Genomic DNA, 24,203 nt, shown 5'->3' with positions numbered 1-24,203 from the left:
ATGCACGTCCTCATCTACATCCCCTGGCTGATCAAGGAGATCTTCGTCGCCGGCTTCCAGGTCGCGTGGGCGGGCTTCCGGCCCGACGCGGGCTATGACCCGGTGGTGGTGCGCTATCCGCTGCGCGTGCGCAGCGAGTGGCAGATCTTCTGGTTCACCACCTCCATCACCGCCACCCCCTCGACGCTCTCGCTGGGACTGCGCGCCCCGGAGCACGCGGGTGAGCCGCACATCCTGCTGGTGCAGGCTGCGTTCGGTGCCGACCCGGCCGATGTCGTCGCCGGCCTCGCCGACATGGAGGAGCGCATGGCCCCGCACGTGAAGTCGATCGACCACGGCGTCCCCGGCCAGGGCTCGGCCACCGCGCTCGACCCGAAGTTCTACGAGTACCCGACGCACCGGAAGGAGAAGACCAAGTGACCCCCTTCGAGTGGATCCTCACCGTCTGCATCGCCATCATGGCGGCCACCCTGCTGTCCGGGCTGGTGCTCGTGCTGCGCACCGCGGACGAACTCACCCGGGCGGTGCTGGCGGACCTCATCTTCTACACGATGATCTGCATCTTCCTCACCTGGACCCTCACCCACCCGACCTCCATCGGCTATGAGGTGGCGCTGCTGGCCGCCATCGCCGGCGGCGTCCTGCCGACGCTGTCGATGGCGCGGATCATCTCGAGGGGGCGTCGATAATGAGCATCCCGGAGATCATCGTCTCGATCCTCGTCATCATCGCCACCCTCATGGTGGTGACCACGTCCGTCGCCATGTGGCGCGCCCCCGACGCCCTCACCCGCGTCAACCTGCTGGGGCCGGTCATCGGAGTGGGGTTCCCGCTCCTGCTGTTGTCCAAGTTGCTCATCGACTGGTCGACCACCGGCTTCGACCTGCACAACCTCGTCCGCGCGCTGCTGGCCATCGCCGGGGTGTGGATCGTCGCCTCCGTCGGTTCCTACTACATCGGGCGTTCCATCTACGGCGTGACGGTCGTCGATAAGAAGCACGCGGAGGACCGCGCCTACCAGCCGGGGGCCTGACTCAGCCGACGCCCACGGGGTGGAGATTCTCCACCGCCCAGTCGGCCTCCTCCGGGAGGAAGCCGTGCCCCTCGACGAGGAGCTGGCGCAGCTCCTCGGGGGCCATGTGCTCGGTGGAGATCCAGGTGGCGGTCTGCAGCGCGTTCTCCCGGTAATCCACCCACGCGTGCTCGACCCCGTACTGCGCCTCGTCCTGGGTGAAACCGCCCTGCTTGAGATCGCGGAGCATGCTGGCCCGCGAGTTCATGGTGAACTGGTTGAGCTCGTGGACGGCCGCGACGGCGTTCTCGTTCCAGTCCTCCCCCAGATTGTCGACAGCCCACCGGGCATCCGCGCGGCTGAACCCCTCGGTGATGAGCTCGAACTCCAGTCCGGTGGCGGAGTAGATCTCATTGCTGTTGAGCTCGCGGGCCCGCTCGAGGGCGAATCGCTGCGTCTCCGTGGAGGTGGTCGGCGCCGGGGCCCTGCGTGGCGACGCCGTGACCGTCTCCGTCACCACCTCCGTCGTCGGAGTCGGGGGGACGGGCGACGGCAGCGCGCAGGCGCTGAGCAGCAGGAGGACGGGGACAAGGGCGAGGCGGCGCATACCCTCATATTCGCACCGGGCGGACTTGGTTGCTGCGGAATGGAGGCGCCTACAGATTGTTGAGCGCGTACGACGCCTGATCGGGGGTATAGCCCTCGTAGATCAGCTGGTCGTAGAGTTCGCCGTCGGACATGGCACTGAAGTCAAGGTAGGAACGCGCGGTACGGAGTGCATTGGCGTTCCAGTCGGTCTGGACGTTATCCACGCCGTACTGCGCCTGCGCGGGGGTGTAGCCCTCGTACTCCAGCTGGCTATAAAGCCCGCTGCGGGAGAAGCCGGAGTAGGCCACATAGTCCTGCGCCGCCCCGACTGCGTTGGCGTTCCAGTCGGTCCGGACGTTGTCCACCGCGTACTCGGCGGCTTCCGGCGGGTACTGCTCGTAGAGGAGCTGCTCGTAGAGTCCCTGGCGGGAGAAGTTCGAATAGTTCAGATACTGACGGGCCGAGGCCAGAGCCGCCTCCTGCTGGCGGTCGCCCCCGCGGGCGGTGGTGGGCGTGGTCTCCGTCGCTGTCGCTGTCGTGGTCGCCGCCACCGCCGGCTCAGCCGTCTGCCGCGCGGCGGTCGGGCGCGGGCTGGCACTGGTCGCGGTCACGGTCTCCGTGACCAGGACCACCTCCTGCTCGGCCGGGGAGCAGGCACCGAGCAGCAGCGCGCCGACGAGGAGCAGGGGGAGGGAGGTGATTGTCTTCATGGCCTGCATTCTGCCCGCTGCCCCGGACATGAGACGCACAGCATACGAACAGGTATCCGGAATCACAGACACCGCCCACCCCCGCGGGAAGGCGGGGGCGGGCGGTGCCGAGGTGTGTTACTTGGTGGCGGCGAAGGCGCTCTTCACGCGCTGGCCCAGGTCCTCGTCGACGTTGGTCCAGTACTGGTAGACACGCTGTTCGGTGGCCTCAGTGACGCCCTGCATGGCACCGGCGATGTTCTCGGCGAGGCGCTGCTTGGCGGCCTCGTCGAGCACCTCGCGGTAGAGGGTGCCGGCCTGGCCGAAGTCATCGTCCTCGGGGTGCTTGACGTAGGCGGCACGCACCAGGTCGGTGCCGTGGGCATCGGGGTTGACGTAGATGTCGTCGGCCTGACCGTAGGACTGATGGTTGGAGGAGGAGTCCTCGCCGTTGTCCAGGTAGCCCGCACCCTTGTCGTAGCGGTTCGGCGTGTAGGTCGGCTGATCCTCGTCGTCGAAGAAGAAGGCCATCGGACCGCGGTTGCTGTAGGTGTTGATGTCGTTGAGCGGACGGTTCACCGGCAGGTCACGGTAGTTGGGTCCGATGCGGTAGCGCTGCTGGTCCGCGTAGGCGAAGGCGCGGGCCTGGAGCATGCGGTCCGGGGACAGGCCGATACCGGGGACGAGGTTGCCCGGGTCGAGGGCGATCTGCTCGATCTGCGCGAAGTGGTTGCGCGGGTTGCGGTTGAGCACGAAGTGGCCGACGTCGATACGCGGGTAGTCCTTCTTGGACCAGGTCTTGGTCAGGTCGAAGGGGTTCCAGCGGTACTTCTCGGCGTCCGCGAAGGGCATGATCTGCACCTTGACGTCCCAGATCGGGTAGTCGCCGCGGTCGATGGCCTCGTAGAGGTCCTGGCGGTGATGGTCGGCATTCTTGCCGGCCATCTCCTCGGCCTCGGCGGCGGTGAAGTTCTCCACGCCCTGGCGGGAGAGGAAGTGGTACTTGACCCAGAAGGCCTCGCCGTTCTCGTTGACCCACTGGAAGGTGTGGGAGCCGTAGCCGTTCATGTGGCGGGTGGTGGTCGGGGTGCCGCGGTCGCCCATGAGGTAGGTGACCTGGTGGGCGGACTCCGGGGTGCGGGTCCAGAAGTCCCACTGCATGTCGGCGTCGCGCAGGCCGTTGCGGCCGAGGCGCTTCTGCGAATGGATGAAGTCGGGGAACTTCACGGCGTCGCGGAGGAAGAACACCGGGGTGTTGTTGCCCACGATGTCGTAGTTGCCGTCTTCGGTGTAAAAGCGCAGGGCGAAGCCGTGCACGTCGCGCCAGGTGTCCGGGGAGCCCTTCTCACCGGCGACGGTGGAGAAACGGATACCCATCGGGGTGACGGTGCCCGGCTGGAAGAGCTTCGCCTTGGTGTACTGGGAGACGTCGGCGGTGATGTGGAGCTCGCCGAAGGCGCCGTGGCCCTTGGCGTGGGGGATGCGCTCCGGGACGTTCTCGCGGTTGAAGTGGGCGAGCTTCTCAATGAGGTGGATGTCGTTGAGAATGTTCGGGCCCTGCGGCCCGGCGGTCACCGAGATGTTCTCGGAGGGCACCGGGGCGCCGTTGTGGCGGGTGGTGTGTCCGGTGACCTTCGGGCGCAGCCCGCGCTCGACGATGTCGTTGGCCTTGGAGTTCTGGTCGCTCATCGTTCCCTCTTTCATGATCGATAATCAATTCCACCTATGGGTGGACGCTGGTTGATAGCCTAGGCCCATATTGTGAGCCGCGCAACCCCCAGGCTACGCATCGACTCAGGTCTCCGCCGTTTGCCCTGGTAACCTCACTAGGCGTGACGAAGCACTCCGCCCATGACGATGCCCGAGTCACCGACCTCGCGCTTCGCGCCGGGCGCGGTGACCGCGGCGCCCTCACGGAGTTCATCCGCGCCACCCAGGACGACGTCTGGCGCCTCCTCGCCCACCTCGGCGGACGCGACATCGCCGACGACCTCACGCAGGAGACCTACCTCCGCGTCATGAGTGCCCTCCCCCGCTTCGCCGCCCGCTCCTCCGCACGCACCTGGCTGCTCTCTCTCGCGCGCCGCGTGTGGGTGGACAACATCCGCCACGACATGGCCCGCCCCCGCAAATCCGTCACGGAGTACGAGGACGCCGCGGCCACCACCCCCGTCGACGGCGCCAACGCCTCCGCCTGGTCCGAGTGGATCGACGCGCGGGCACTTATCGACGCCCTCCCCACAGATCGTCGAGAAGCACTCATCCTCACCCAGGTCCTCGGGTACACGTACGAGGAGGCCGCCCGGATCGCCGGCGTCCGGGTCGGCACGATCCGCTCCCGCGTCGCCCGCGCCCGCAAAGATCTTATCGACGCCCCCCAGGCCGACTGACCCCCCGAATCGACAAAACCTCACCCCGGGTGGGGTGAGGTTCTGGTCAGCGGGCGTCCGGTTTAGGAACCGCCGCCGGTGCCGCCGTTCTGGTCGGTCGGGGCGTCATCCTCATCCGAGGAGGCCTCGCTGAAGGCGGAGCTGCCCGAGGAACCCGAGCTGCCTTCCTCGCCGCAGGCGTCGGCGATGGCGCCGGCAGCCAGCAGTCCGACGGCCACGATGCCGACGCCGCGGGCGGCCTCGGCGAGCTGCGGACCGTACTGACGGTTCAGCTGCTCGACCTGCGCGGCCAGCTCGGAGTTGTGGATTCCGAGGCCCTGCTGCAGCTGGTTGTTCGCGTTGCGGATGGCCTCCTGGGCCTGCGCATTGAGAACGTCGAGACCCGGGATGTTGAGCTCATGGCCCAGTGCCACCGGGATGAGCAGCGCCAGCGGGATGCCGGCGGCCAGGACAGTCGGCACGCAGCGGTCGGTGGTGGGCGTCGGCGTCGGCGCACCGGCCGGGATGACCTTCACCTCGGCGACGGTCTGCGTCGTCTCACCGTTGGGGTAGTGGATGTTGACGGGGAAGGTGTAGTCACCCGTCGGCACGTCCAGGCCCGGCTTGAGGACGATGGAACCGTCCGGGCGGACCTCAGCCCACTCGGGGGTGGCATCCGTGCGGGAGTAGGTGACACCGGTGAGGACGCTGTCATCCGCCGCCGAGTTGGTCGGCGGATCCATGGTCTCTTCGCCACCCTGCTGCACCACGGCGGGCTCGTAGCAGAACTTGTCGGCGGTGATCTTCAGCGTGGTCACCGGGACATCGGCGACCTGGTTCGGCTGGTTGTACTGGATCGTCGCGACGGAGCCCTCCTCCACGTAGGGCATGACCAGCTCGACGCGGTAGGGGTCGCCCGTCGGCACGACCTCCCAGTCCACGGCGTAGGTCGGCGGCGGGTTCCAGCGCGGGGTGGGCGTGCCGGTCGTCCACTCGGGGACATCCAGGGTGCCGCCGGTCTCCAGGGGCAGCGTGATGGCCGGGGTGAACACGGTGGCATCCGCACGGGTCGGGGCCGGCAGGTCGCGCGGGAACTCGATCTCCATGCGGACGTTGAACAGCGCCTGACCGGTGGCGAAGGGGATGCGCCAGGCGTCGCCGAAGTGCTGGACGCTGGTGGTCACGTACTGGGAGTCGGGGCTGGCGACCGGGCTGTAGAGGAAGCCGTTGATCGACCAGTGGACCAGGCCGCGGTCGGCCACACCGGAGGAGACGAAGTCCAGTTTGCAGTCGGTGGAGCGGTTGCCGTCCTTGGAGTTGACCACCCAGCGGTAGACCTGCTCGCCGTTGACGTTGGTGTTCGGGCTGATTTCGAGGCTCATCGGGTAGGTCTCGCCGTTGAACTCGTAGACCGGCACGCCGGTGAGCTGGTCACCCTTGATGTGCGGGGACGTGCCCACCGCGACGAGCTTGCCGTCGGTGTAGCGGCCCAGCGGGTAGTCGATGCCGGCGACCTTGACGGTCTCCTGCGGGACCGGCGCCGTGGCCTCCTGGGCCTGGGCGACCGGGGTCAGTACCGGCACCAGCGAGGCGGAGGCCCCGATCATGACGGCGGCGGCAACCGACACCGCCCTCTTCTTGAACTGCAGCATAGCTCTCCCAAAACGAGTCTTAAGACATAGTGTCAACCCCGATAGGAAACCATGGAAAAGTGTCCACAACAACCTGGGAGTCTAGACACTTCACCCCCGTTACCCACCCGGGAAAGGGAAAGGCAACGGGGGTGAGGGGCACCCACAGAAGAGGGTCAGACCAGCAGTTCCGCGATCTGGACGGTGTTCAGCGCGGCACCCTTGCGCAGGTTGTCACCGGAGACGACGAGGACGAGGCCCTTGTTGTCGTCAATGGACTGGTCCTGACGGATACGACCGACGAGGGACTCGTCCCGGCCGGCGGCCGCCAGCGGGGTGGGGACGTCGACGAGGGAGACACCCGGGGCGTCGGCAAGCAGCGCCGTGGCCTCCTCGACGGTGATGGGACGCTCGAACTCGGCGTGGATGGTGAGGGTGTGGCCGGTGAAGACGGGCACGCGGACGCAGGTGCCGGCGACGCGCAGACCCGGGATGCCCAGGATCTTGCGGGACTCGTTGCGCAGCTTCTGCTCCTCGTCGGTCTCCAGGGAGCCGTCGTCGACCAGCGCGCCGGCCAGGGGCAGGGCGTTGTAGGCGATGGGCGCGACGTAGGGGCCCAGGTCGCCCGGCGCCTCGACGGAACCGTCGTGGACGAGCTCGACGTTGCGGTCGCCGATCTCGGCGGTCTGCTTGGCCAGGGTCTCCACACCGGCCAGGCCGGAACCGGACACCGCCTGGTAGGAGGAGACGTGGAGGCGAACGAGGCCGGCGGCGTCGTGCAGCGGCTTGAGCACCGGCATGGCGGCCATGGTGGTGCAGTTCGGGTTAGCGACGATGCCCTTGGCAGGCGTCTTCGCCTCCGCGCCGTTGACCTCGGAGACGACGAGCGGAACCTCCTCGTCCTTGCGCCAGGCCGAGGAGTTGTCGATGACGGTGGCCCCGGCCGCGGCGAACACGGGGGCCCACTCGCGGGAGGTGGAACCGCCCGCGGAGAACAGGGCGATGTCGACATCGGCGACGGATTCCGGGGTGACCTGGGTGAGGTCCTCCACCGTGATCTCCTCCCCGCGGAACTCCAGGGTGGTGCCCGCGGAACGGGGGGAGGCGAAGAAACGGACGGTGTCGGCCGGGAAGTTGCGCTCCTCGAGGATCGACCGCATGACGCGACCGACCTGGCCGGTGGCACCGACGACAGCAATGGTGGTCATAAGAATGAAACTCCTGTTAGAAGGGGAAGCTAGCGGCCGGTACCGGCGTAGACGGTGGCCTCGGAGTCGCCGCCGAGCTCGAAACGCTCGTGCAGGGCGCGGGCGGCGGCGTCGATGTCGGCCTCGCGGGTGAGCACGGAGATGCGGATCTCCGAGGTGGAGATGAGCTCGATGTTGACGTTGGCGTCACGCAGCGCCTCGGCGAAGTCGGCGGTGACACCCGGGTGGGACTTCATGCCGGCGCCGACGAGGGAGACCTTGCCCACCTGGTCGTCGTACAGCACGTTCGACCAGCCGTTGTTCTTCTGCATCTTCTTCAGCAGCTCCATGGCGCGGGGGCCGTCGGAACGGGGGCAGGTGAAGGTGATGTCCGTCGTGCCGTCCTCGAGGGAGGAGACGTTCTGCAGCACCATGTCGATGTTGATCTCGGCGTCGGCGACCGCGCGGAAGACCGTGGCGGCCTCGCCCGGACGGTCGGGGATGCCCAGGATGGTGACCTTGGCCTCGGACTTGTCGGTAGCGACGCCGGTGAGAACTGCTTCTTCCACGGGAATATCCTCCATCGACCCGGCGATGAGGGTGCCGGGATCATTGCTGTAAGACGAGCGAACTCGCAGGGGAACATTGAAAGCGCGCGCATACTCCACGGCACGCAGGACCAGGATCTTCGACCCGACCGCCGCCAGCTCGAGCATCTCCTCGAAGGAGAGCTTCTCCAGCTTCTGCGCGTTCGGGACGATGCGCGGGTCGGCGGTGTACACGCCGTCGACATCCGAGTAGATCTCGCACACGTCGGCCTCGAGGGCCGCGGCCAGGGCGACGGCCGTCGTGTCGGAGCCGCCGCGCCCGAGGGTGGTCACATCGCGGGTGTCCTTGTTCACGCCCTGGAAACCGGCGACGATGCAGATCTTGCCCTCATCGAGCGCCTCGCGGACCCGGCCCGGGGTGACGTCGACGATGCGGGCGTTGCCGTGCCGCTCGGTGGTGAGCACGCCGGCCTGCGAGCCGGTGAAGGACTGCGCCTCCGCGCCCAGCGACGCGATCGCCATGGCCACCAGGGCGTTGGAGATGCGCTCACCGGCGGTGAGCAGCATGTCCATCTCGCGCGCCGGCGGCACCGGGTTGACCTGGGCAGCCAGGTCGAGGAGCTCGTCGGTGGTGTCCCCCATCGCGGAACACACGACGACGACGTCATTGCCGGCCTTCTTCGTGGCGACGATCCGTTCGGCGACAGCGCGGATACGCTCCGCCGTCTCCAGGGAGGAGCCTCCGTATTTCTGAACGATCAGAGCCACCGCGTGGGCCGCCTTTCGTCTGGGGTGCCAAAGTTCTGCTTCATCGTACCCGTAGCCGCGGCCCTCCGAGTAGTTGAGTGCGCGTGCCCCACCCTGCACCTTCAGGTGCGTTCACTATGGTTAATTGAGTGCACAGCAATCTGCTGGCCGTGTTGTTCGCACTGGCCTCCGCCCTCACCATCGCGTGGGGCACTGTGGTGCGCCATCGCATCGCCGAGGAGGCCCCCGCCGACGGTTCCCTCAAGGGCTCGCCCTTCTGGAACGCGATCTCCCGGCCCCTGTGGTGGGCCGGCACCGGCACCGCCCTGCTCGGCTACGGATTGCAGGTGGTCGCGCTCGGTTTCGGCACCCTGCTCGTGGTGCAACCCGTGCTCGTGCTCTCGCTCATGTTCACCCTCCCGCTCGCCGCGCGTTACGACGGCCGCCGCATCTCCGCCCACGAACTCTTCTGGGCCGGCACCCTCACCATCGGCGTCACCGTGCTCGTCATGCTCGGCCGTCCCCTGCCCGGCGACCCCCAGCCCCCGCTGGAACGCTGGCTGCCGGCGCTGCTCGTCGGGGCCGTGGTGCTCATCACCCTGGAGCGGGTGGCCCAGAAGCAGATCCGCCGCGAGAAGGCGCTCCTGCTCGGCGTGGTCACCGGCGCCCTCTTCGGCTACGTCGCGGTGCTGAGCAAGGCCTTCGTGGACATCTTCGTCCACGGCGGGGTGTGGGCGATCGTCACCAACTGGGAGACCTACGGACTCATCCTCGGCGCCACCCTGGGCACCATCGTCCAGCAGTACTCCTTCAACGCCGGTGCCCTGAAAAGCTCCCTGCCCGCCATGACGATCTCCGAACCGATCGTCGCCTTCTCCCTCGGTTACCTCGTGCTGGGGGAGAAATTCCAGGTGTCCACCGTCTCCGGCTGGCTGTTCATGGCGCTGGCCTTCATCGCCATGGTCGCCTCGACGGTGGTGCTCTCCCGCAAGGGAGTCAGCTGATCAGATGGCCCACGGGAACACCGCCAGCATGTAGGCGGAGTACCAGGCCCCGAACAACACCCAGGCGGCCGCCGCGAGGACCCTCCCCCACCGCGGCAGCGCGACCGCACCCCGCAACACCCACGGCAGGAGCACCACCACGGTCGGCAGCAGCAGGCGCGGCCGGGAATGCATGATGCCGTCAGAGAGCAGCACCGTCGCCATGAGCAGCGCCGCGAAGCACCACACCTCCCACGGCAGCCGGCCCCACGCCGCCGCCAGCCCCACCACGGCACCCAGCATCACGGCGACGGTGAGCAGGTAGCCGCCCTCGGAACCGGTGGTGAGCACCTCCCACACCCAGCGGGCGGTGGCCACGCCGCCGTCGACACCTGAGTTCCACCCCTGCGCCTGGATGCCGAAGTAGCCGCCCACCTCCCGGGTGTGCCAGCTCGCCCAGGCCACGTACGCGAGCAGGGACCACGGGGTGAGCGCCAGGCACACCCAGGCGCGGACGTCCCGGCGCGCGCGGAGCACCACAGCCAGGGCGAACACGAGGATGAGGGCCACGGCGGTGAGGCGGGTGGTGCCCAGCAGCAGGATGAGGCCGGCGGCCCAGGCCCAGCGGGCGTCGAGAAGCGCGACAAGGGCCCAGAACGCGAGCGCCCCGAAGAGGGCCTCGGAGTAGGGCATGGAGAAGGTGATGGACATCGGCGCGGCGGAGACGAGAATGCCCGCCCCGAGGCGGCCCCAGCGGTCGGCGCCCAGGCGGCGCGCGAGCATCATCGCCCCAGCGGTCATCGCCACCCCGGCCACCACATTGACCAGCGCCGCCGCGGCGGGATAGTCGAGGCCACTGAGGTCGTGGACCGCCCGCACGAGCAGCGGGAACCCCGGGAAGAAGGCCAGCGTGCGCTGTTCGACGGGAACATCGGTGGCGATGGGGGCGGCGACATAGCCGTACTCGGCGATCGCCAGATAATACTGTGCATCCCACTGCCCGAGCAGCCCCGGCACCGACTCCCCGTTCGCCCGGGCGAACACGCCGAGGGTGCCCACCCGGAAGGCGGCGCCGACGAGGAAGGCGAGGGTGGCGTCGAGAAGCACACGGACGATCACGCACGTCATCCTATCCCGGCCCCGGCGACACCATTGATGCAATGAGATGCATTCCGTACAATAAGAGGCAGTCCCATTGTCTACGGAAGGGAGCACCGTATGTTTCATGGTTCCACCGAAATCGTCAACTGGCTCATCGATCCTTTCAAGTTCTTCTTCAACTGGATCCAGTGGCCTTTCCGCACCGCCAGCTCGCACTTCTGAGCTGCACGATTCGACCCCCTGACCCCCGTGGCCAGGGGGTTTCCTTTTTGCCTGTGTCCCGGCCCCGCCCTGCCAATAACTTCTCAGGCGGAACACATTGCGTCCGGAGATCGGCGCGATAACATAGCTGTTGTACCGCAAGTCAATCGAAAGGATCCATCTCATGGATTTCAGCTCCTTCGCCATCAACTGGGTCACCTCCCCCTTCGAGTTCCTCTTCGAGTGGGTGCAGGCACCGTTCGCGTTCCTGTCCTCCAAGTTCTGATTCACTCAGACCGCACCCCTGTCCACCCTCCACGAGAGGGCTGGCCAGGGGTTTTCCCTTTCTTCGCAGAAATGCGTTGCACCGCCGGGCCCGCTGTGTAGACTTCACAGCATGTTCTCCCGCGCGAATCTCCTTCTTCTTCGCCGCGGCGGGTCCCAGGTCCACTAGAAAAGCGACCGGCACCCCGTCGCGGAGTTTGGTGTTGCCGGTCGCTGCTCCCGCTGAAAGCCCGATTCAGCAGCGGTGAGACCACACGGGCCACTACAGTGAAGGCCGTTGACGGCCCCTGGTGGCCCAGTCGCCACAGACAGACCCGAAAAGGAAACTCCGATGTCACCGAACGACTCGTTCATCTCCGCCCCCTCCGAGATCCGCACCCCGGACGGCGCCCGCCGCGAAGGCCAGCCCTCCTGGAACAAGCAGCGCAACTCCTCCATGCCGGTCCACCGTTACCGCGCCTTCGCCGACGAGGTCGAGGACATCGTCCTGCCGGACCGCACCTGGCCGGACAAGAAGATCACCCACGCCCCGCAGTGGTGCGCCGTCGACCTGCGTGACGGCAACCAGGCGCTCATCGACCCGATGAGCCCGGAGCGCAAGCGCCGCATGTTCAACCTGCTGGTACAGATGGGCTACAAGGAGATCGAGGTCGGTTTCCCCTCCGCCTCGCAGACGGACTTCGACTTCGTGCGCGAGATCATCGAGAAGGACATGATCCCGGAGGACGTCACCATCCAGGTGCTGGTCCAGGCCCGTGAGCACCTCATCCGCCGCACCTTCGAGGCGTGCGAGGGCGCGAAGAACGTCATCGTCCACTTCTACAACTCCACCTCCGAGCTGCAGCGCCGCGTGGTGTTCCGCAAGGACAAGCCGGCCATCAAGCAGCTGGCCGTCGACGCCGCCCAGCTCATCCTCGACATCGCCGAGGACTACCCGGGCACCAACTGGCGCTGGCAGTACTCCCCCGAGTCCTTCACCGGCACCGAGCTGGAGTTCGCCCTGGAGGTGTGCAACGCCGTCATCGACGTCATGGGCCCCACCCCGGACAACCCGATCAACATCAACCTGCCGTCGACCGTCGAGATGATCTCCCCGAACGTCTACGCCGACTCCATCGAGTGGATGCACCGCAACCTGGACCGCCGCGATTCCGTCATCCTCTCCCTGCACCCGCACAATGACCGCGGCGAGGGCGTGGCCGCCGCCGAGCTGGGCTACATGGCCGGCGCCGACCGCATCGAGGGCTGCCTCTTCGGTAACGGCGAGCGCACGGGCAACGTCTGCCTGGTCACCCTGGGCCTTAACATGCTCACCCAGGGCGTGGACCCGCAGATCGACTTCTCCGACATCCGCCAGATCCGCAGCACCGTCGAGTACTGCAACCAGCTGCGTGTCCCGGAGCGCCACCCCTACGGCGGCGACCTGGTCTTCACCGCCTTCTCCGGCTCCCACCAGGACGCCGTGAACAAGGGCCTGGACGCCATGGCCGACAAGGTCAAGCCGGGCGCGAACAACACCGAGGTCACCTGGGAGGAGCTGGGCACCGCCGTCTGGGAGGTCCCCTACCTGCCCATCGACCCGAAGGACGTGGGCCGCGACTACGAGGCCGTCATCCGCGTCAACTCCCAGTCGGGCAAGGGCGGTGTCGCCTACATCATGAAGACGGATCACGGCATCAACCTGCCGCGTCAGATGCAGGCCGAGTTCTCCGGCGTCGTCCAGGCGATCACCGACTCCGAGGGCGGCGAGGTCAACTCCAAGGAGATGTGGGACGTCTTCGCCACCGAGTACCTGGATGTCACCGAGCCGGTGGAGGAGATCTCCATCCGCATCGTCAACGCCGAGACCGACACCGACGAGGCCTCTGTCACCGCCACCGTCATCCACGGCGGTGAGGAGAAGGAGATCACCGGCACCGGCAACGGCCCCGTCGCCGCGTACGCCAACGCCCTGGAGCAGCTGGGCATCGACGCCGAGGTCCAGTTCTACTCCCAGCAGTCCCGCTCCTCCGGCGACGACGCCGAGGCCGCCTGCTACATCTACGCCACCGTCAACGGCTCCGCCGCCTGGGGCGTCGGCATCGCGGGCTCCATCACCCGGGCCTCCATCAAGGCGCTGACCTCCGCGGTCAACCGCGCGCTCAAGACCCAGGCCCCCGTCCTGGCCGGCGGCGTCTAAGGCTTCTCGACGCCCAGCCGCACCCGCGTAGAGTGCTGCTGGGCGAGGAGCACGAGGGCGTCGACAAGCTGACGCCGCAACAGGGTGCCCCGGACCATCTGCACGAGCAGATCGTCCGGGGCACCGTTGAAGTTGAGGGTCTGCACGTCGAGCGCCCCCATCGCCTCGGCGTGGGCGGCGTACTCCGCGATCATGGCGCCGTCCCAGTGGAGATCCGTGGTGTGCAGCTCGGCGAGGACGCGGACGGCGGCCTCGTAGGCGGCGGAGTCACGGCGCACGATCCACTGCCGCTCGTCGACGATGGCGTCGAGGATCGCGCGCGATTCCTCCGTGTGGGGCTCGGCCTCCCGGGAGGGGCGCCCGGCCAGGGCGTTCTGCATGGCGGCCATCGTGTCGATGACGCTGCCCGGGCCCTCCAACTCCGCGAGGATGACCTTGATCTCCGCCAGCGAGAGCCGCGCGATGCCGCTGAGCACCGCGATGAGCTTGAGGCGGGTGAGATGGACCTCGGAGTAGCGGGCCTGATTGGCCCGGGTGTGCCTACCCGGCGGCAGGAGCCCCTCACGCAGGTAGTACTTGATCGTGGGGATACTCACCCCACTGGTGCTGCTCAGTTCCGCCATCCGCATGCGCCACCGACCCCTTTCATTCACGTTGGCTGCTGTCCCACATCGTAGCCCCCGCCCGCCCACGCACTAGACTCTGAACAATGACCATTCCCCACGGTGACTCCGAGCCCGCGTTCCCGTTTGTCGCGCTCACCACGCAGTCCACCGGGATCCACCCGTCGACGGCGCGTCTCGTGGCCGTCGATGTCCTCACCTTCAACGAGGACGGGGAGATCGGCGAGGAGTTCCACGCCGTGCTCGACCCGGGCAGCGATCCGGGCCCGCACCACTTCCACGGTCTCACCCACGAGGAGGTCGCGGAGGGCCGACGTTTCTCCCAGGTGCTGCGCACCCTCGACGAGCTTCTCGACGACCGCGTCCTCGTCGTCCACAACGCCCCCCGCGCGTGGGGCTTCATCGTCTCCGAGGCCCGCCGCGCCATGAACGCGGCCGCCCGTTCCAACCGTTCCCGGGGGCGCAGCCGGGGCCGGGGTCGCCGCCGGCGGCAGCGGGTGGGGCACGTGCCGAAGCCGGTGGCGATCGTCGATACGCTCGCGACGGCCCGCCGCCAGCGCATCCCCCTGCCCGACATCCGCCTGGGCAACCTGGCCGCCGCCCTCGACATCGACGCCCCCTCGCCGGTGGCCACCGTCGCCCGCGCGCAGCGCCCCGAGCACGAGACGACGCGCGAGATCAACGACCTGCTCATCGACGTCTTCTTCGAGATCCGCGACCGCGGCGACCTCGCCGAGACCACGCCCGGGGAGCTGCGGGCCGACCGCTTCGGGCTGCAGCGCTCGCATGTGCGCGTCGACGCCATGGAGGCCCCCCGCCCGCACCCCAACCCGGGCGTGCACGTGCCCGGGCGGAACCTGGTGCGCGGCATGGAGGTTGTCGTCGCCCCCGAGGTGGAGATGGACCCGGACCGCCTCATCGAGGCCAGCATGAAGGCCGAGCTGGTCTACTCGGAGAAACTCACCCGCACGACCAGCGTCATGGTGTGCAACGACACCGAGAATCTGCGCGGCAAGGCGATGCACGCGGTGCGCAAGGGAATCCCCCTGCTCAGCGACACCGAGTTCCTCGACGCGGTGACGCGGGTACAGGACCGCGCCGGACGCTAGGACTACTGTGGTGGCCATGAGTTCTGTCCTGCGTCGCCTGCGATCCACCGCGGCCACCACCGCCGCCACGCTGGCCACCACCGCCTCCCGTCTCACCGGCCGCGGCGCCGGCGGGATGATCGGCGGCCTCGTGGCCAACGCCATCGACCCGTCCATCATGGAGAATCTGGGGCGCGGGCGACCGACGATGCTGGTCACCGGCACGAACGGCAAGTCGACCACCACCCGGATGCTGGCGGCCGCCGTGCGCACCAGGCACACCGTGGCCACCAACGACGGCGGCGACAACATGGACGCCGGGATCATCTCCGCCCTCCTGGCCGGCAAGGACGCCTCCCACATCGTCCTCGAGGTCGACGAACTCCACGTCCCCGCGGTCGCCGAGCGCCTCCGCCCGCAGGCCCTCGTCCTGCTCAACCTCACCCGCGACCAGCTCGACCGCGTCGGGGAGATCAACAAGATCGAGCGCGCCCTCCGCTCCGCGGTCATGGCGCACCCGGACATGGTGGTCATCGCCAACTGCGACGACGTCCTCATGACCTCCGTCGCCTACGACGCCCCGCATGTCATCTGGGTCTCCGCCGGTGCCGGCTGGCTCGGCGACTCCGTGTCCTGCCCCCGCACCGGCGGCCACGTCGTCCGCGAGGTCGACGACTGGTGGGCCGTCAAACCGCTTCCCGACGGCCGCGTCTTCCGCCGCCCCACCCCCACCTGGACCATCACCGACGACGGCCTGTCCTCCCCACACGGGGATTCCGCCCTCCACCTGCGCCTCCCGGGCCGCGCCAACCGCGGTAACGCCACGCAGGCCATCGCCGCCGCCGCCGAGGCCCTCGACATCCCGCTGGCCGACGCCGTCGCCGCCGCCGAATCCGTCGACAACGTCGCCGGCCGCTACTCGACGATCCGCCTCGGCGACCGCGACATCCACCTCCTCCTGGCCAAGAACCCCGCCGGCTGGCAGGAGGCCCTCTCCATGGTCGACCGCTCCGCCGACGGCCTGGTCATCGCCGTCAACGGCCAGGTCGCCGACGGCGAGGACCTCTCCTGGCTGTGGGACGTCCGCTTCGAGGACTTCGAGGGCCTGGAGGTCAAGGCCTCCGGCGAGCGCGGCACCGACCTGGCCGTGCGCCTCACCTACGCCGACATCTCCCACGAGCACATCCCCGACCCCCTCACCGCCCTCCTCGCGTGCCCGCCCGGCCGCATCGAGGTCCTGGCCAACTACACCGCCTTCCGCGATCTGAAGGCCGCGCTGCAGAAGGAGACCACCCGTGGCTGATCTGAGCATCGGACTCGTCCTGCCTGACGTCCTGGGCACCTACGGCGACGACGGCAACGCCCTCGTCCTGCGCCAGCGCGCCCGCATGCGCGGCTTCGACGCCGAGATCCACTCCATCCGCCTCGGCGAACCCGTCCCCGAATCCCTCGACGTCTACTGCCTCGGCGGCGGCGAGGACACCGCCCAGATCCTGGCGGCCGAACACCTCGCCGCCGACGGTGGCCTCACCCGCGCCGCCTGGGCCGGGCGCCCCATCCTCGCCGTGTGCGCGGGGCTGCAGGTCCTCGGCGAGTCCTTCCGCGCGGGCGGACGGGTCGTCGACGGGCTGGGCCTTATCGACGCCACCACCGTCTCCCTCCAGGCCCGCGCCATCGGGGAGATCGCCACCACCCCCACCCGCGCCGGCATCACCGCCGACCTCACCGAACCGCTCACCGGCTTCGAGAACCACCTCGGCGCCACCCTGCTCGGCCCCGGCGCCGAACCCCTCGGCCGCGTCAGCCGCGGCACCGGCAACTGCGACGTCGCCGCCTCCGCGGACGTCTCCGACGGCACCCGCCAGCGCTTCGCCGAGGGGGCGGTGCAGGGCAGCGTCATCGCCACCTACCTGCACGGCCCCGTCCTGGCCCGCAACCCGCAGCTGGCGGACCTTCTGCTGGCCCGCGCCATGGGCGTGGCGCTGGCGGAACTCGAACCGCTGGAGATCGGGGTCGTGGACAAGCTGCGCCTGGAGCGCCTGCGATTTGTCAACCGGTAGTGCGACCGGAAAGGCCGTTTCTGTGGATAAGTGGTAGTTGTCCACAGGCCGCTGCTTCCTCTTATCGACGCCTGCGTGTTTCCGGTTTAGTGTCCGGGGCATGAACACCCTCGACGCGCTGGCAGCCCTGCGGGCGATGACCGTCCTGGAGGAGCTCTCCTCCCGGGCGGTCACCCGCGCGCAGCTTGATGCCCTCGGGGTGCGCGATGCGTTGTTGTGGGAGAAGCTGGCTTTCACCTACTACGGGGCCACCAGGTACAAGAAACTCCAACAGGCCGCACGGGAGGCGGCCTCCGAGTTGTCGCTGGACGCGGTGATCGTCATCGAAAAACACCTCCGCTCCCTGCTGCGCGGGGCCTCGGTGACCGTGGAGGAACTCCGCGTGCAGCTGTGCGGCCTACGCGGCACGGTCGCGGAGATCGACCGGGCGGCAGCCACCCAGGTGCGCGACCTCAACCGCACGGTGAAAGACGCCGCGTCCAAGGCCTACGGCAAACGCGCCCTACGCGGGGGCAAGAACACCGACGGCCACGGCATGCGAACCTTCACCGTGACCCGCCCGGAACGGGAGATCGCCGCGATGCTGTCCCATCTCACACCGACGGCTTCTGCGTTGCGGGCAGCGGATAAGGGGTTGAGCCACGAGCAGGCCATGGCCGATGCTCTCTACTCCCACATCATGGGCAGCACTGGGGAGGCCACCAATCAACCCTTGGCCCCGCATGTCGTCATGGCCGTACCCGACTACGCAAAGGTCTTGCGCCGGGAGGGCGATGACACGGTGTTCGGGTTGACTGATGGCACCACCATCACCGGTGCGGAGCTGGTGGCCCATGAGATGGCCACCCACGGGTTCGTCGGTATCTACGACCCCGTCGAAGGCCCGGTCGATCTCTACCGCAACCAACGCAGCGCCACCTTCAAGCAGCGCATGCTGCTGGCCGCGGAGACGATCCTGTGCCCCGTACCCGGGTGTACGACGGCAGCTGATTTCTGCCAGGTGCATCACCTGGAAGCCTGGAAGGAGGGTGGGGAGACCAACATCAAGAACATGTCGATGGCCTGCAAGGTGCATAACGCGCGTAACGATGATGACCCGGACGCCCCGCCCCGCCACGGCCGTTTGGAACGCCACCCGGGTGGGGTGTTGCATCACCCACCGGATGGCGGGCCACCACGGGCCAACATCCACCCCATCCGGAAACTCTCCGCCATGGGACTCCTCAACAACGCCTAAATCTGCAGTCGCCCACTGAGAGCCCTGGACAGGGTCAATTCGTCGACGAATTCGAGATCCCCGCCCAACGGCATGCCCGACGCCAGGCGGGAGACCACCAGGTCGGGGAAATCCTTGAGCAGGCGCCCCAGGTAGGAGGCCGTCGCCTCGCCCTCCGTGTTGGGGTCGGTGGCGAGGATGACCTCGTGGATGACGGGGGCGGCGTCGAAAAGCGGGGTGTCCGGGGTGGAGTCCGCGAGCTCGCGGTCCTGCATGACCCCGCCGATGCGCTGCAGCAGCTCGGTGATGTGCAGGTCCTTCGGGCCGACGTTGGCCAGCGGGTCGAGCGCGCCGCCCAGCACGTGGTAGCGGCCGCGGTACTCACCCGTGCGCTCGATGACCTGGATGTCCTTCGGCTCCTCGACGACGCAGATCATCCCACGGTCCCGGCCCGAGTCGGCGCAGATCCGGCACACCTCCTGGCGGGAGACGTTGCAGCAGATGCGGCAGAAGCTCACGCCGTCGCGCACGGCCTCCAGCGCGGCGGTGAGGCGGTTGATGTCGTCCGGCTCGACGGCCAGCAGGTGGAAGGCGATGCGCTGCGCGCTCTTCGGGCCGACGCCGGGCAGGCGGGAGAGCTCGTCGATGAGATCCTGCAGCGGTCCTTCAAACACGTCGAGCCCTTTCTTCGGTGGTCCGCTACGAGGATAGTGCCTGCCCGGCACACGCCCGGCAGCACCCGCCCCGCCGTGGCAGAATGCGCACCATGACGCACCCTTGGAACACCCGACCCTCCGGCCTCGACATCCCCGCCCACTGGCCCGCCGACGAGGAGACCCGCGAGTTTCTGGAGGACCACTTCTGGTCCCTGCTCGTGCGCGGCGAATCCGACGCCGCCGCCTACCTCGACGCCGTCGAGGACGAGGCGCCGGACGTCGACGAGGACGAGGCCGCCGCCTACGTCGACTCCCTCATCGCGTGGCGCCGGGCACAGCTGGCGGATCTCGGCGCCCGGCCCACCTCGCGCCTCACCGAGGCGTTCGCGGAGCTGGCCACCATCGGCGTCATCGCCCGCGAGGACTTCTCCTGCTGCGGTACCTGCGGCCACGCCGAGATCGGCGAGGAGCTCGACGTCCAGCCCGGGGCCCGCGGATTCGTCTATTACCACGAGCAGGACACCGAGCGGCTCGTCGCGGACCGTGCCACCTACATCGGGTACGGCGTGTTCCTCGGCGCGTACCTCAGCGAGGAAGAGTGGGAGGCGCTCAGCGAGGCGGAGCAGTCCGCCACCTATGAGCGCCTCACCGTCGCGCTGATGCGCGACGAGGTCATCCCCCTGCTGCGTCGACACGGCATCGGCGTCGAGTGGAACGAGGAGCTGTCCACCCGGATCCTGCTCACCGACGTCGACTTCTTCGCGTCGATCTGATTTAGCCCAGCATCCCGCCGAAGGGGTCGCCGCCCTGGGACAGCGGCCCCATCTTCTCGGCGGCGAGGTTGCCGGCCTGCTCGTGCGCCGCGTGGAGCGCGCCGGTGATGAGGTCCTGCAGGGTGTCCACGTCCTCCGGGTCCACGACCTGCGGGTCGATGACGACGTTGGTGACCACGCCGCCACCGGTCATGGTGACCTTGACGAGGCCGTTGCCGGCCTCACCGGTGACCTCGGTGGCGAGGATCTCCTCCTGCGCCTGCTGCAGCTTGGCCTGCATCTCCTGGGCCTGGGCGAGGAGCTGGGACATATCCGGCTGGGTCATGAGAATGCCTTTCGTGGGGTTGAGTTCGACGTCGGCAAGTCTACCGACTCACAGGCGACGCGCGCCGAGTTCCTGCGCCAGCAGCTCCACCGCGATCGTCGTCGCGTCCCGCCGGTCGAGGGTGCCCGGCTCCTGCGCCGCCTGCAGCATCTCCTCTTCCTCCTCGCTTCTCGACGCCCGCGTCGGCTCCTCCGGCGGAGCCTCGTGATCGTCCATCGGCTCCGGCGGCAGCGGAACCTCCTCGACAGGGGCCTGCCGGGCGGCGTTGGCGCGCCCACGTTCGGCAATCCGCTGCCAGGAGGGCGTGCTGTCCGGCTCGGTCACCGTGGGCGCGGGGGCCAGCGTATCGACGACCGCTGCGGCGACCGTTCCGCCGAGCGCCCGCGGCTTCCCCCACGGGCCGGGCTCAGTGGGGGCCGGACTCTCGGGCTCCTCAGGCGGCTCGGGGCTCTCCTGTGCGGGCTCCGGGGTCTGCGGATTCCACGTCTCCTTCTTCGGAGTCGGGGTGAAACCCGCGGCCTTGGCGTCGGTACCGATGACACAATGGACCTTCAGCTCCCGGCGCGCCTCCGCCGACACCACCGACGCGATCACCGCATTATTCGACTCCGCATTGAGCCGCTCCGCCAGCGCCCCGGTGTTGTGCCCGAGCACGAGGGTGTCGTCCTTGATGCCGAGCACCCGGGCCTCCGCCAGCATGATCGCGGCGACCTTGTTCTGCCGGTTGACCTCCTCGCGGATGGCGGACCAGCGGGAACGGATCGCCTCGACGGGATCGACGGCAGGCTCAGGCTTGGGCGCAGGCTCGGGCTCGGGCTTGGGAGCGGGCGCCTGCTTCTCCGCCTCCTCCCTGGCGCGACGCACCGAGGGACGCTCGAAGATCTTGCCCTCGCTCGGGGCCGCAGCGGGAGCAGGCGCCGGTGCCGGTGCCGGTGCAGCGGCCACGATCCCGGCGCCCTGCACGGGGGCGGCGGGCAGCAGCAGGTGGGCGCAGAGGATCTCCAGCAACAGGCGCGGGGACGTCGCCCCGCGCATGTCGGCGATGCGCTCGTTGACGGTCGCCGCGAGGTGGGCGAGCTGCGCGCCAGTGAATCCGCCGGCCTGGGCGGAGAGGACGGGGGCGCGATCGGTGGAGGCGTCGACAAGCCCGAGGTCGAAGGCGTCGGGCACGGCCTGCAGGATAAGCAGGTCGCGGAGGCGCTCGAGGAGGTCCTCGACGAAACGGCGGGGGTCGTGGCCGGCCTCGATGACGTCGTCGACGGTCTGGAACAGGGCGGCGCGGTCGCCGGTGGCGAGGGCGTCGACGGCGGCGTCGATAAGCGAGAGGTCGGTGACGCCCAGCAGCGGCAACGCGGTCTCGTACGTCAGGCCCGCGGGGCCGGAGCCGGCGATGAGCTGGTCGAGGATGGAGAGCGAATCGCGCGGCGATCCCCCGCCGGCGCGGATGACCAGCGGGTACACGGAGTCGTCGACGTGCACGCCCTCGGCCTCCACGGTGCGCTGCAGCAGCCCGCGCATCGACTGCGGGGTGAGCAGGCGGAAGGGGTAGTGGTGCGTGCGCGAACGGATGGTGCCGATGACCTTCTCCGGCTCCGTCGTGGCGAAGATGAAGATGAGGTGCTCCGGCGGCTCCTCGACGATCTTGAGCAGCGCGTTGGAACCCTCGCGGGTGATCATGTGCGCCTCGTCGATGATGAAGACGCGGTAACGGGACTCGGCGGGCGCGAAGATGGCGGAATCGCGCAGCTCACGCATGTCGTCGACGCCGCGGTGGGAGGCGGCGTCGAGCTCCGTGACGTCGAGGTTGCCCGACCCTCCGGGGGCCAGCGCCACGCACGAGGGGCACACACCGCAGGGGGTGGAGGTGGGGCCCTCGATGCAGTTGAGGGAGCGGGCGAGGATGCGCGCCGAGGACGTTTTTCCGCAGCCGCGCGGCCCGGAGAAGAGGTAGGCGTGGTTGATGCGGCCGGAGTCGAGGGCCACCGACAGGGGGCGGGTCACCTGCTCCTGGCCGACGACCTCGGCGAAGGAGGCGGGACGGTATTTCCGGTAGAGAGCCACGGCGCCAACCTTACCCGGCTAGCGGTGCCAGTCGAGAAGATCGATCCCGGCCTCTCCCAGGGCCTGCTGCAGCGCGCCCGGACCCTCCTCGACGGCGAAGGCGTACTCGGCGTCGGTGAGCATGACCAGCTGGAGCAGCACCGTCAGGCGCTCCTCCTCGGTGACGCGCGGCGTCTCCCCGCCCCACAGATAGGGCGGGACGAACAGCGCGTGCTCGACGCTGCCGGTCTCGACGAGCCCCGGGAGCATCGTCCCCGGCTGGGCGGGCAGGATCCCCCCGGCCTTCGTGAGCTTCTCGACGGCCGCGCGCAGCACCCCCCGCAACGTCTCCGCCTCCGCGCGCGCGACGACGACGAGCTCGGAGCGGACGTCGAGCCCCTCGTCGACGGAGACGAGCCCGGTGTCCACATCCGCGAAACCGAGGGTCACCGCCACCGTCTGCCCGTCGCCGAGATCCGCCGTGGCGGAGTCCTCGGCGACGTCCAGCTCACCAGGGATGAGCTGACCGATCCAGTGGACGGTGTCCGCGCGGTTCATGTCAGGCGCCGAGCTTCTCGACGGCCGCCAGCAGCACGCACGTCGCCACGCCGTCCATGGCGACCTCCAGCTCCTCGACGGGCGGCAGCGACGGCGCCAGGCGGATGTTGCGGTTGTTCGGGTCGTCCTTGAGCGGGAAGGAGGAACCGGCGCCCGTCAGCGCGATCCCGGCCTCCTTGGCCAGTTCCACCACGCGGGAGGCGGTGCCGTCGATGACGTCGAGGGAGATGAAGTACCCGCCCTGCGGGGTGGTCCAGCGGGCCACGTCGTACTCGCCGAGGCGACGCTCGAGGATCTCCAGGACCCGGGTGAACTTCGGGGCCAGCGAACCGGCGTGCTTCCGCATGACGGCGCGCACGCCCTCGGCGTCCCCGAAGTAGCGGGCGTGGGCCAGCTGGTTGACCTTGTTCGGCCCGATGCCGCGCACCCCGGCCACGGAGAGGTACCAGTCGAGGTTCTCCCGCGAGGAGTACAGGAAGCTCACGCCCGCGCCGGCCAGGGTGATCTTCGAGGTGGAGGACAGGGCCCAGAAACGGTTGGGGTTCCCGGCCGCGGCGGCCATGCCCACGACATCGTGGATCGGGGGGAACTCATCGGTGAGGGTGTGCACGGCATAGGCGTTGTCCCACACGATGCGGAAATCCGGGGCGGCGGTCTCCATCGCGGCCAGCTCGCGGCAGACCTCCTCGGAGAAGGTGATGCCGGTGGGGTTGCCGAAGACCGGCACCGCCCACATGCCCTTGACCTGCGGATCCTGCACCAGCTCGCGGATGGCCTCCACGTCGGGGCCGTCCTCCAGCATGGGCACGGTGACCATCTCGAAGCCGAACTGCTCCGTGATGGTGAAGTGGCGGTCGTAGCCGGGGACGGGGCAAATCCAGCGGACCTTCTCCTCCGCGCTCCAGGGGCGCGGGGAATCGTTGTTGCCGAAGGCGTAGGACCAGCTGATGAGGTCGAACATGATGTTCAGCGAGGAGGAGTCGCCGGCGAGCAGCAGGCTCTCCTCGACGCCGAGGACCTCGGCCCAGATCGCGCGGATGTCGCGGATGCCCTCGAGGTTGCCGTAGTTGCGGACATCCGCGCCGGCGGCGTCCCGGTGGTCACCCTCACCGGGCAGCGCCAGCAGTGCCTCGGAGAAGTCGAGCTGCTCGGAGGAGGGCTTACCGCGGGTGAGATCGAGCTTGAGGTTCCTGGCCTGAAGATCGTCGTAATCTGCGCGGACCTGCGCCGCGAAGTCGGCGAGGCGGTCGGATTCGAAGTCGAGAAGCGTCACGAGAAGGGCCTGCTTTCCATCGGGAGTGTTCGGCCACAATGGTAGACGTTATTCGCGCCCAATGAGATTCC

24 protein-coding genes are annotated in these 24,203 nt (G+C 68.6%); 11 read left to right on the top strand and 13 right to left on the bottom strand.

What is annotated here, in order from left to right; genetic code table 11:
• From ACFPUZ_RS10195 to ACFPUZ_RS10185, 3 genes are read left to right on the top strand one after another with little or no spacing between them, the layout of a single operon-like run.
• Positions 1–420, top strand: coding sequence for a monovalent cation/H+ antiporter subunit E (locus ACFPUZ_RS10195; RefSeq protein WP_377001800.1), 420 nt, complete (start codon positions 1–3; stop codon positions 418–420).
• Positions 417–689 (top strand): cation:proton antiporter, encoded by a 273-nt coding sequence (locus ACFPUZ_RS10190; RefSeq protein ID WP_377001799.1) that lies wholly within the window; start codon positions 417–419, stop codon positions 687–689. Before ACFPUZ_RS10195 ends, ACFPUZ_RS10190 begins: the two co-directional genes overlap by 4 nt.
• Complete coding sequence (locus tag ACFPUZ_RS10185) at positions 689–1,033, top strand: Na+/H+ antiporter subunit G (protein ID WP_377001798.1); 345 nt, start codon at positions 689–691, stop codon at positions 1,031–1,033. The genes ACFPUZ_RS10190 and ACFPUZ_RS10185 overlap by 1 nt, the downstream gene beginning before the upstream one ends.
• Position 1,034: 1 nt before the next feature.
• Here the strand turns inward: ACFPUZ_RS10185 and ACFPUZ_RS10180 are convergent, their stop codons facing one another.
• From ACFPUZ_RS10180 to ACFPUZ_RS10170, 3 genes are all read right to left on the bottom strand, one after another.
• Entirely contained in the window at positions 1,035–1,619 is a 585-nt protein-coding gene (locus tag ACFPUZ_RS10180) for an Ltp family lipoprotein (RefSeq protein WP_377001797.1), read from the bottom strand.
• Positions 1,620–1,668: 49 nt separating this feature from the next.
• A complete protein-coding gene (locus ACFPUZ_RS10175) occupies positions 1,669–2,310 on the bottom strand; it encodes an Ltp family lipoprotein (protein WP_377001796.1) in 642 nt (213 codons plus the stop codon).
• 117 nt (positions 2,311–2,427) lie between these two features.
• On the bottom strand, positions 2,428–3,978 hold the full coding sequence (locus ACFPUZ_RS10170) for a catalase (RefSeq protein WP_377001795.1): 1,551 nt from the start codon (positions 3,976–3,978) through the stop codon (positions 2,428–2,430).
• A 143-nt stretch (positions 3,979–4,121) separates the two neighbouring features.
• Here ACFPUZ_RS10170 and ACFPUZ_RS10165 point away from each other — a divergent pair, with 143 nt between their 5' ends.
• The gene (locus tag ACFPUZ_RS10165) at positions 4,122–4,679 is read left to right on the top strand and encodes an RNA polymerase sigma factor (RefSeq protein WP_377001794.1); all 558 of its coding nucleotides are present in this window, start codon (positions 4,122–4,124) and stop codon (positions 4,677–4,679) included.
• Between the two features lie 62 nt (positions 4,680–4,741).
• Here the strand turns inward: ACFPUZ_RS10165 and ACFPUZ_RS10160 are convergent, their stop codons facing one another.
• The 3 genes from ACFPUZ_RS10160 to ACFPUZ_RS10150 all read right to left on the bottom strand — a co-directional run bounded on the left by ACFPUZ_RS10160 (position 4,742) and on the right by ACFPUZ_RS10150 (position 8,792).
• On the bottom strand, positions 4,742–6,310 hold the full coding sequence (locus tag ACFPUZ_RS10160) for a Rib/alpha-like domain-containing protein (protein WP_377001793.1): 1,569 nt from the start codon (positions 6,308–6,310) through the stop codon (positions 4,742–4,744).
• Positions 6,311–6,465: 155 nt separating this feature from the next.
• Entirely contained in the window at positions 6,466–7,497 is a 1,032-nt protein-coding gene (locus ACFPUZ_RS10155) for an aspartate-semialdehyde dehydrogenase (RefSeq protein WP_377001792.1), read from the bottom strand.
• Positions 7,498–7,526: 29 nt separating this feature from the next.
• On the bottom strand, positions 7,527–8,792 hold the full coding sequence (locus ACFPUZ_RS10150; RefSeq protein ID WP_377001791.1) for an aspartate kinase: 1,266 nt from the start codon (positions 8,790–8,792) through the stop codon (positions 7,527–7,529).
• 128 nt (positions 8,793–8,920) lie between these two features.
• Here ACFPUZ_RS10150 and ACFPUZ_RS10145 point away from each other — a divergent pair, with 128 nt between their 5' ends.
• The gene (locus ACFPUZ_RS10145; RefSeq protein WP_377001790.1) at positions 8,921–9,775 is read left to right on the top strand and encodes a DMT family transporter; all 855 of its coding nucleotides are present in this window, start codon (positions 8,921–8,923) and stop codon (positions 9,773–9,775) included.
• Here ACFPUZ_RS10145 and ACFPUZ_RS10140 read toward each other — a convergent pair whose 3' ends face one another.
• The gene (locus ACFPUZ_RS10140) at positions 9,776–10,873 is read right to left on the bottom strand and encodes a hypothetical protein (protein WP_377001789.1); all 1,098 of its coding nucleotides are present in this window, start codon (positions 10,871–10,873) and stop codon (positions 9,776–9,778) included.
• Between the two features lie 799 nt (positions 10,874–11,672).
• On the opposite strand from ACFPUZ_RS10140, the gene leuA reads away from it, so the two are divergent.
• Complete coding sequence (gene leuA, locus ACFPUZ_RS10135) at positions 11,673–13,520, top strand: 2-isopropylmalate synthase (RefSeq protein ID WP_377001788.1); 1,848 nt, start codon at positions 11,673–11,675, stop codon at positions 13,518–13,520.
• Here the strand turns inward: leuA and ACFPUZ_RS10130 are convergent.
• On the bottom strand, positions 13,517–14,143 hold the full coding sequence (locus ACFPUZ_RS10130) for a MerR family transcriptional regulator (RefSeq protein ID WP_377002257.1): 627 nt from the start codon (positions 14,141–14,143) through the stop codon (positions 13,517–13,519). The two genes, leuA and ACFPUZ_RS10130, sit on opposite strands and share 4 nt — an antisense overlap.
• 86 nt (positions 14,144–14,229) lie before the next feature.
• On the opposite strand from ACFPUZ_RS10130, the gene ACFPUZ_RS10125 reads away from it, so the two are divergent.
• The 4 genes from ACFPUZ_RS10125 (at position 14,230) to ACFPUZ_RS10110 (ending at position 18,528) form a co-directional block, all read left to right on the top strand.
• On the top strand, positions 14,230–15,252 hold the full coding sequence (locus ACFPUZ_RS10125) for an exonuclease domain-containing protein (protein ID WP_377001787.1): 1,023 nt from the start codon (positions 14,230–14,232) through the stop codon (positions 15,250–15,252).
• A gap of 16 nt (positions 15,253–15,268) precedes the next feature.
• Positions 15,269–16,534 (top strand): Mur ligase family protein, encoded by a 1,266-nt coding sequence (locus ACFPUZ_RS10120; RefSeq protein WP_377001786.1) that lies wholly within the window; start codon positions 15,269–15,271, stop codon positions 16,532–16,534.
• Complete coding sequence (locus ACFPUZ_RS10115; RefSeq protein WP_377001785.1) at positions 16,527–17,291, top strand: type 1 glutamine amidotransferase; 765 nt, start codon at positions 16,527–16,529, stop codon at positions 17,289–17,291. Before ACFPUZ_RS10120 ends, ACFPUZ_RS10115 begins: the two co-directional genes overlap by 8 nt.
• 100 nt (positions 17,292–17,391) lie before the next feature.
• Positions 17,392–18,528, top strand: a complete 1,137-nt coding sequence (locus ACFPUZ_RS10110; RefSeq protein ID WP_377001784.1) for an HNH endonuclease signature motif containing protein — start codon at positions 17,392–17,394, stop codon at positions 18,526–18,528.
• On the opposite strand, the gene recR is transcribed toward ACFPUZ_RS10110, so the two are convergent.
• Positions 18,525–19,181: a recombination mediator RecR gene (recR, locus tag ACFPUZ_RS10105; protein ID WP_377001783.1), complete on the bottom strand. Its 657-nt coding sequence runs from the start codon at positions 19,179–19,181 to the stop codon at positions 18,525–18,527. The genes ACFPUZ_RS10110 and recR overlap by 4 nt on opposite strands.
• A 92-nt stretch (positions 19,182–19,273) precedes the next feature.
• On the opposite strand from recR, the gene ACFPUZ_RS10100 reads away from it, so the two are divergent.
• A complete protein-coding gene (locus ACFPUZ_RS10100; RefSeq protein WP_377001782.1) occupies positions 19,274–19,936 on the top strand; it encodes a DUF6891 domain-containing protein in 663 nt (220 codons plus the stop codon).
• A 1-nt stretch (position 19,937) separates the two neighbouring features.
• On the opposite strand, the gene ACFPUZ_RS10095 is transcribed toward ACFPUZ_RS10100, so the two are convergent.
• Genes ACFPUZ_RS10095 through ACFPUZ_RS10080 form a run of 4 tightly spaced genes read right to left on the bottom strand, consistent with a single transcriptional unit; the run spans position 19,938 to position 24,132 of the window.
• Positions 19,938–20,261, bottom strand: coding sequence for a YbaB/EbfC family nucleoid-associated protein (locus ACFPUZ_RS10095; protein ID WP_377001781.1), 324 nt, complete (start codon positions 20,259–20,261; stop codon positions 19,938–19,940).
• Between the two features lie 48 nt (positions 20,262–20,309).
• Positions 20,310–22,322: a DNA polymerase III subunit gamma and tau gene (locus ACFPUZ_RS10090; protein ID WP_377001780.1), complete on the bottom strand. Its 2,013-nt coding sequence runs from the start codon at positions 22,320–22,322 to the stop codon at positions 20,310–20,312.
• Between the two features lie 18 nt (positions 22,323–22,340).
• Positions 22,341–22,859, bottom strand: a complete 519-nt coding sequence (locus ACFPUZ_RS10085; protein WP_377001779.1) for a suppressor of fused domain protein — start codon at positions 22,857–22,859, stop codon at positions 22,341–22,343.
• Position 22,860: 1 nt separating this feature from the next.
• The gene (locus ACFPUZ_RS10080) at positions 22,861–24,132 is read right to left on the bottom strand and encodes an aspartate aminotransferase type Ic (RefSeq protein ID WP_377001778.1); all 1,272 of its coding nucleotides are present in this window, start codon (positions 24,130–24,132) and stop codon (positions 22,861–22,863) included.
• Positions 24,133–24,203 lie beyond the last annotated feature (71 nt).

The organism is Corynebacterium nasicanis (genome assembly GCF_042658165.1).
Taxonomy (GTDB): Bacteria; Actinomycetota; Actinomycetes; order Mycobacteriales; family Mycobacteriaceae; genus Corynebacterium; species Corynebacterium nasicanis.
Note: the sequence above shows the minus strand (reverse complement) of the source record. Positions and strands in the feature narration are given on the sequence as shown.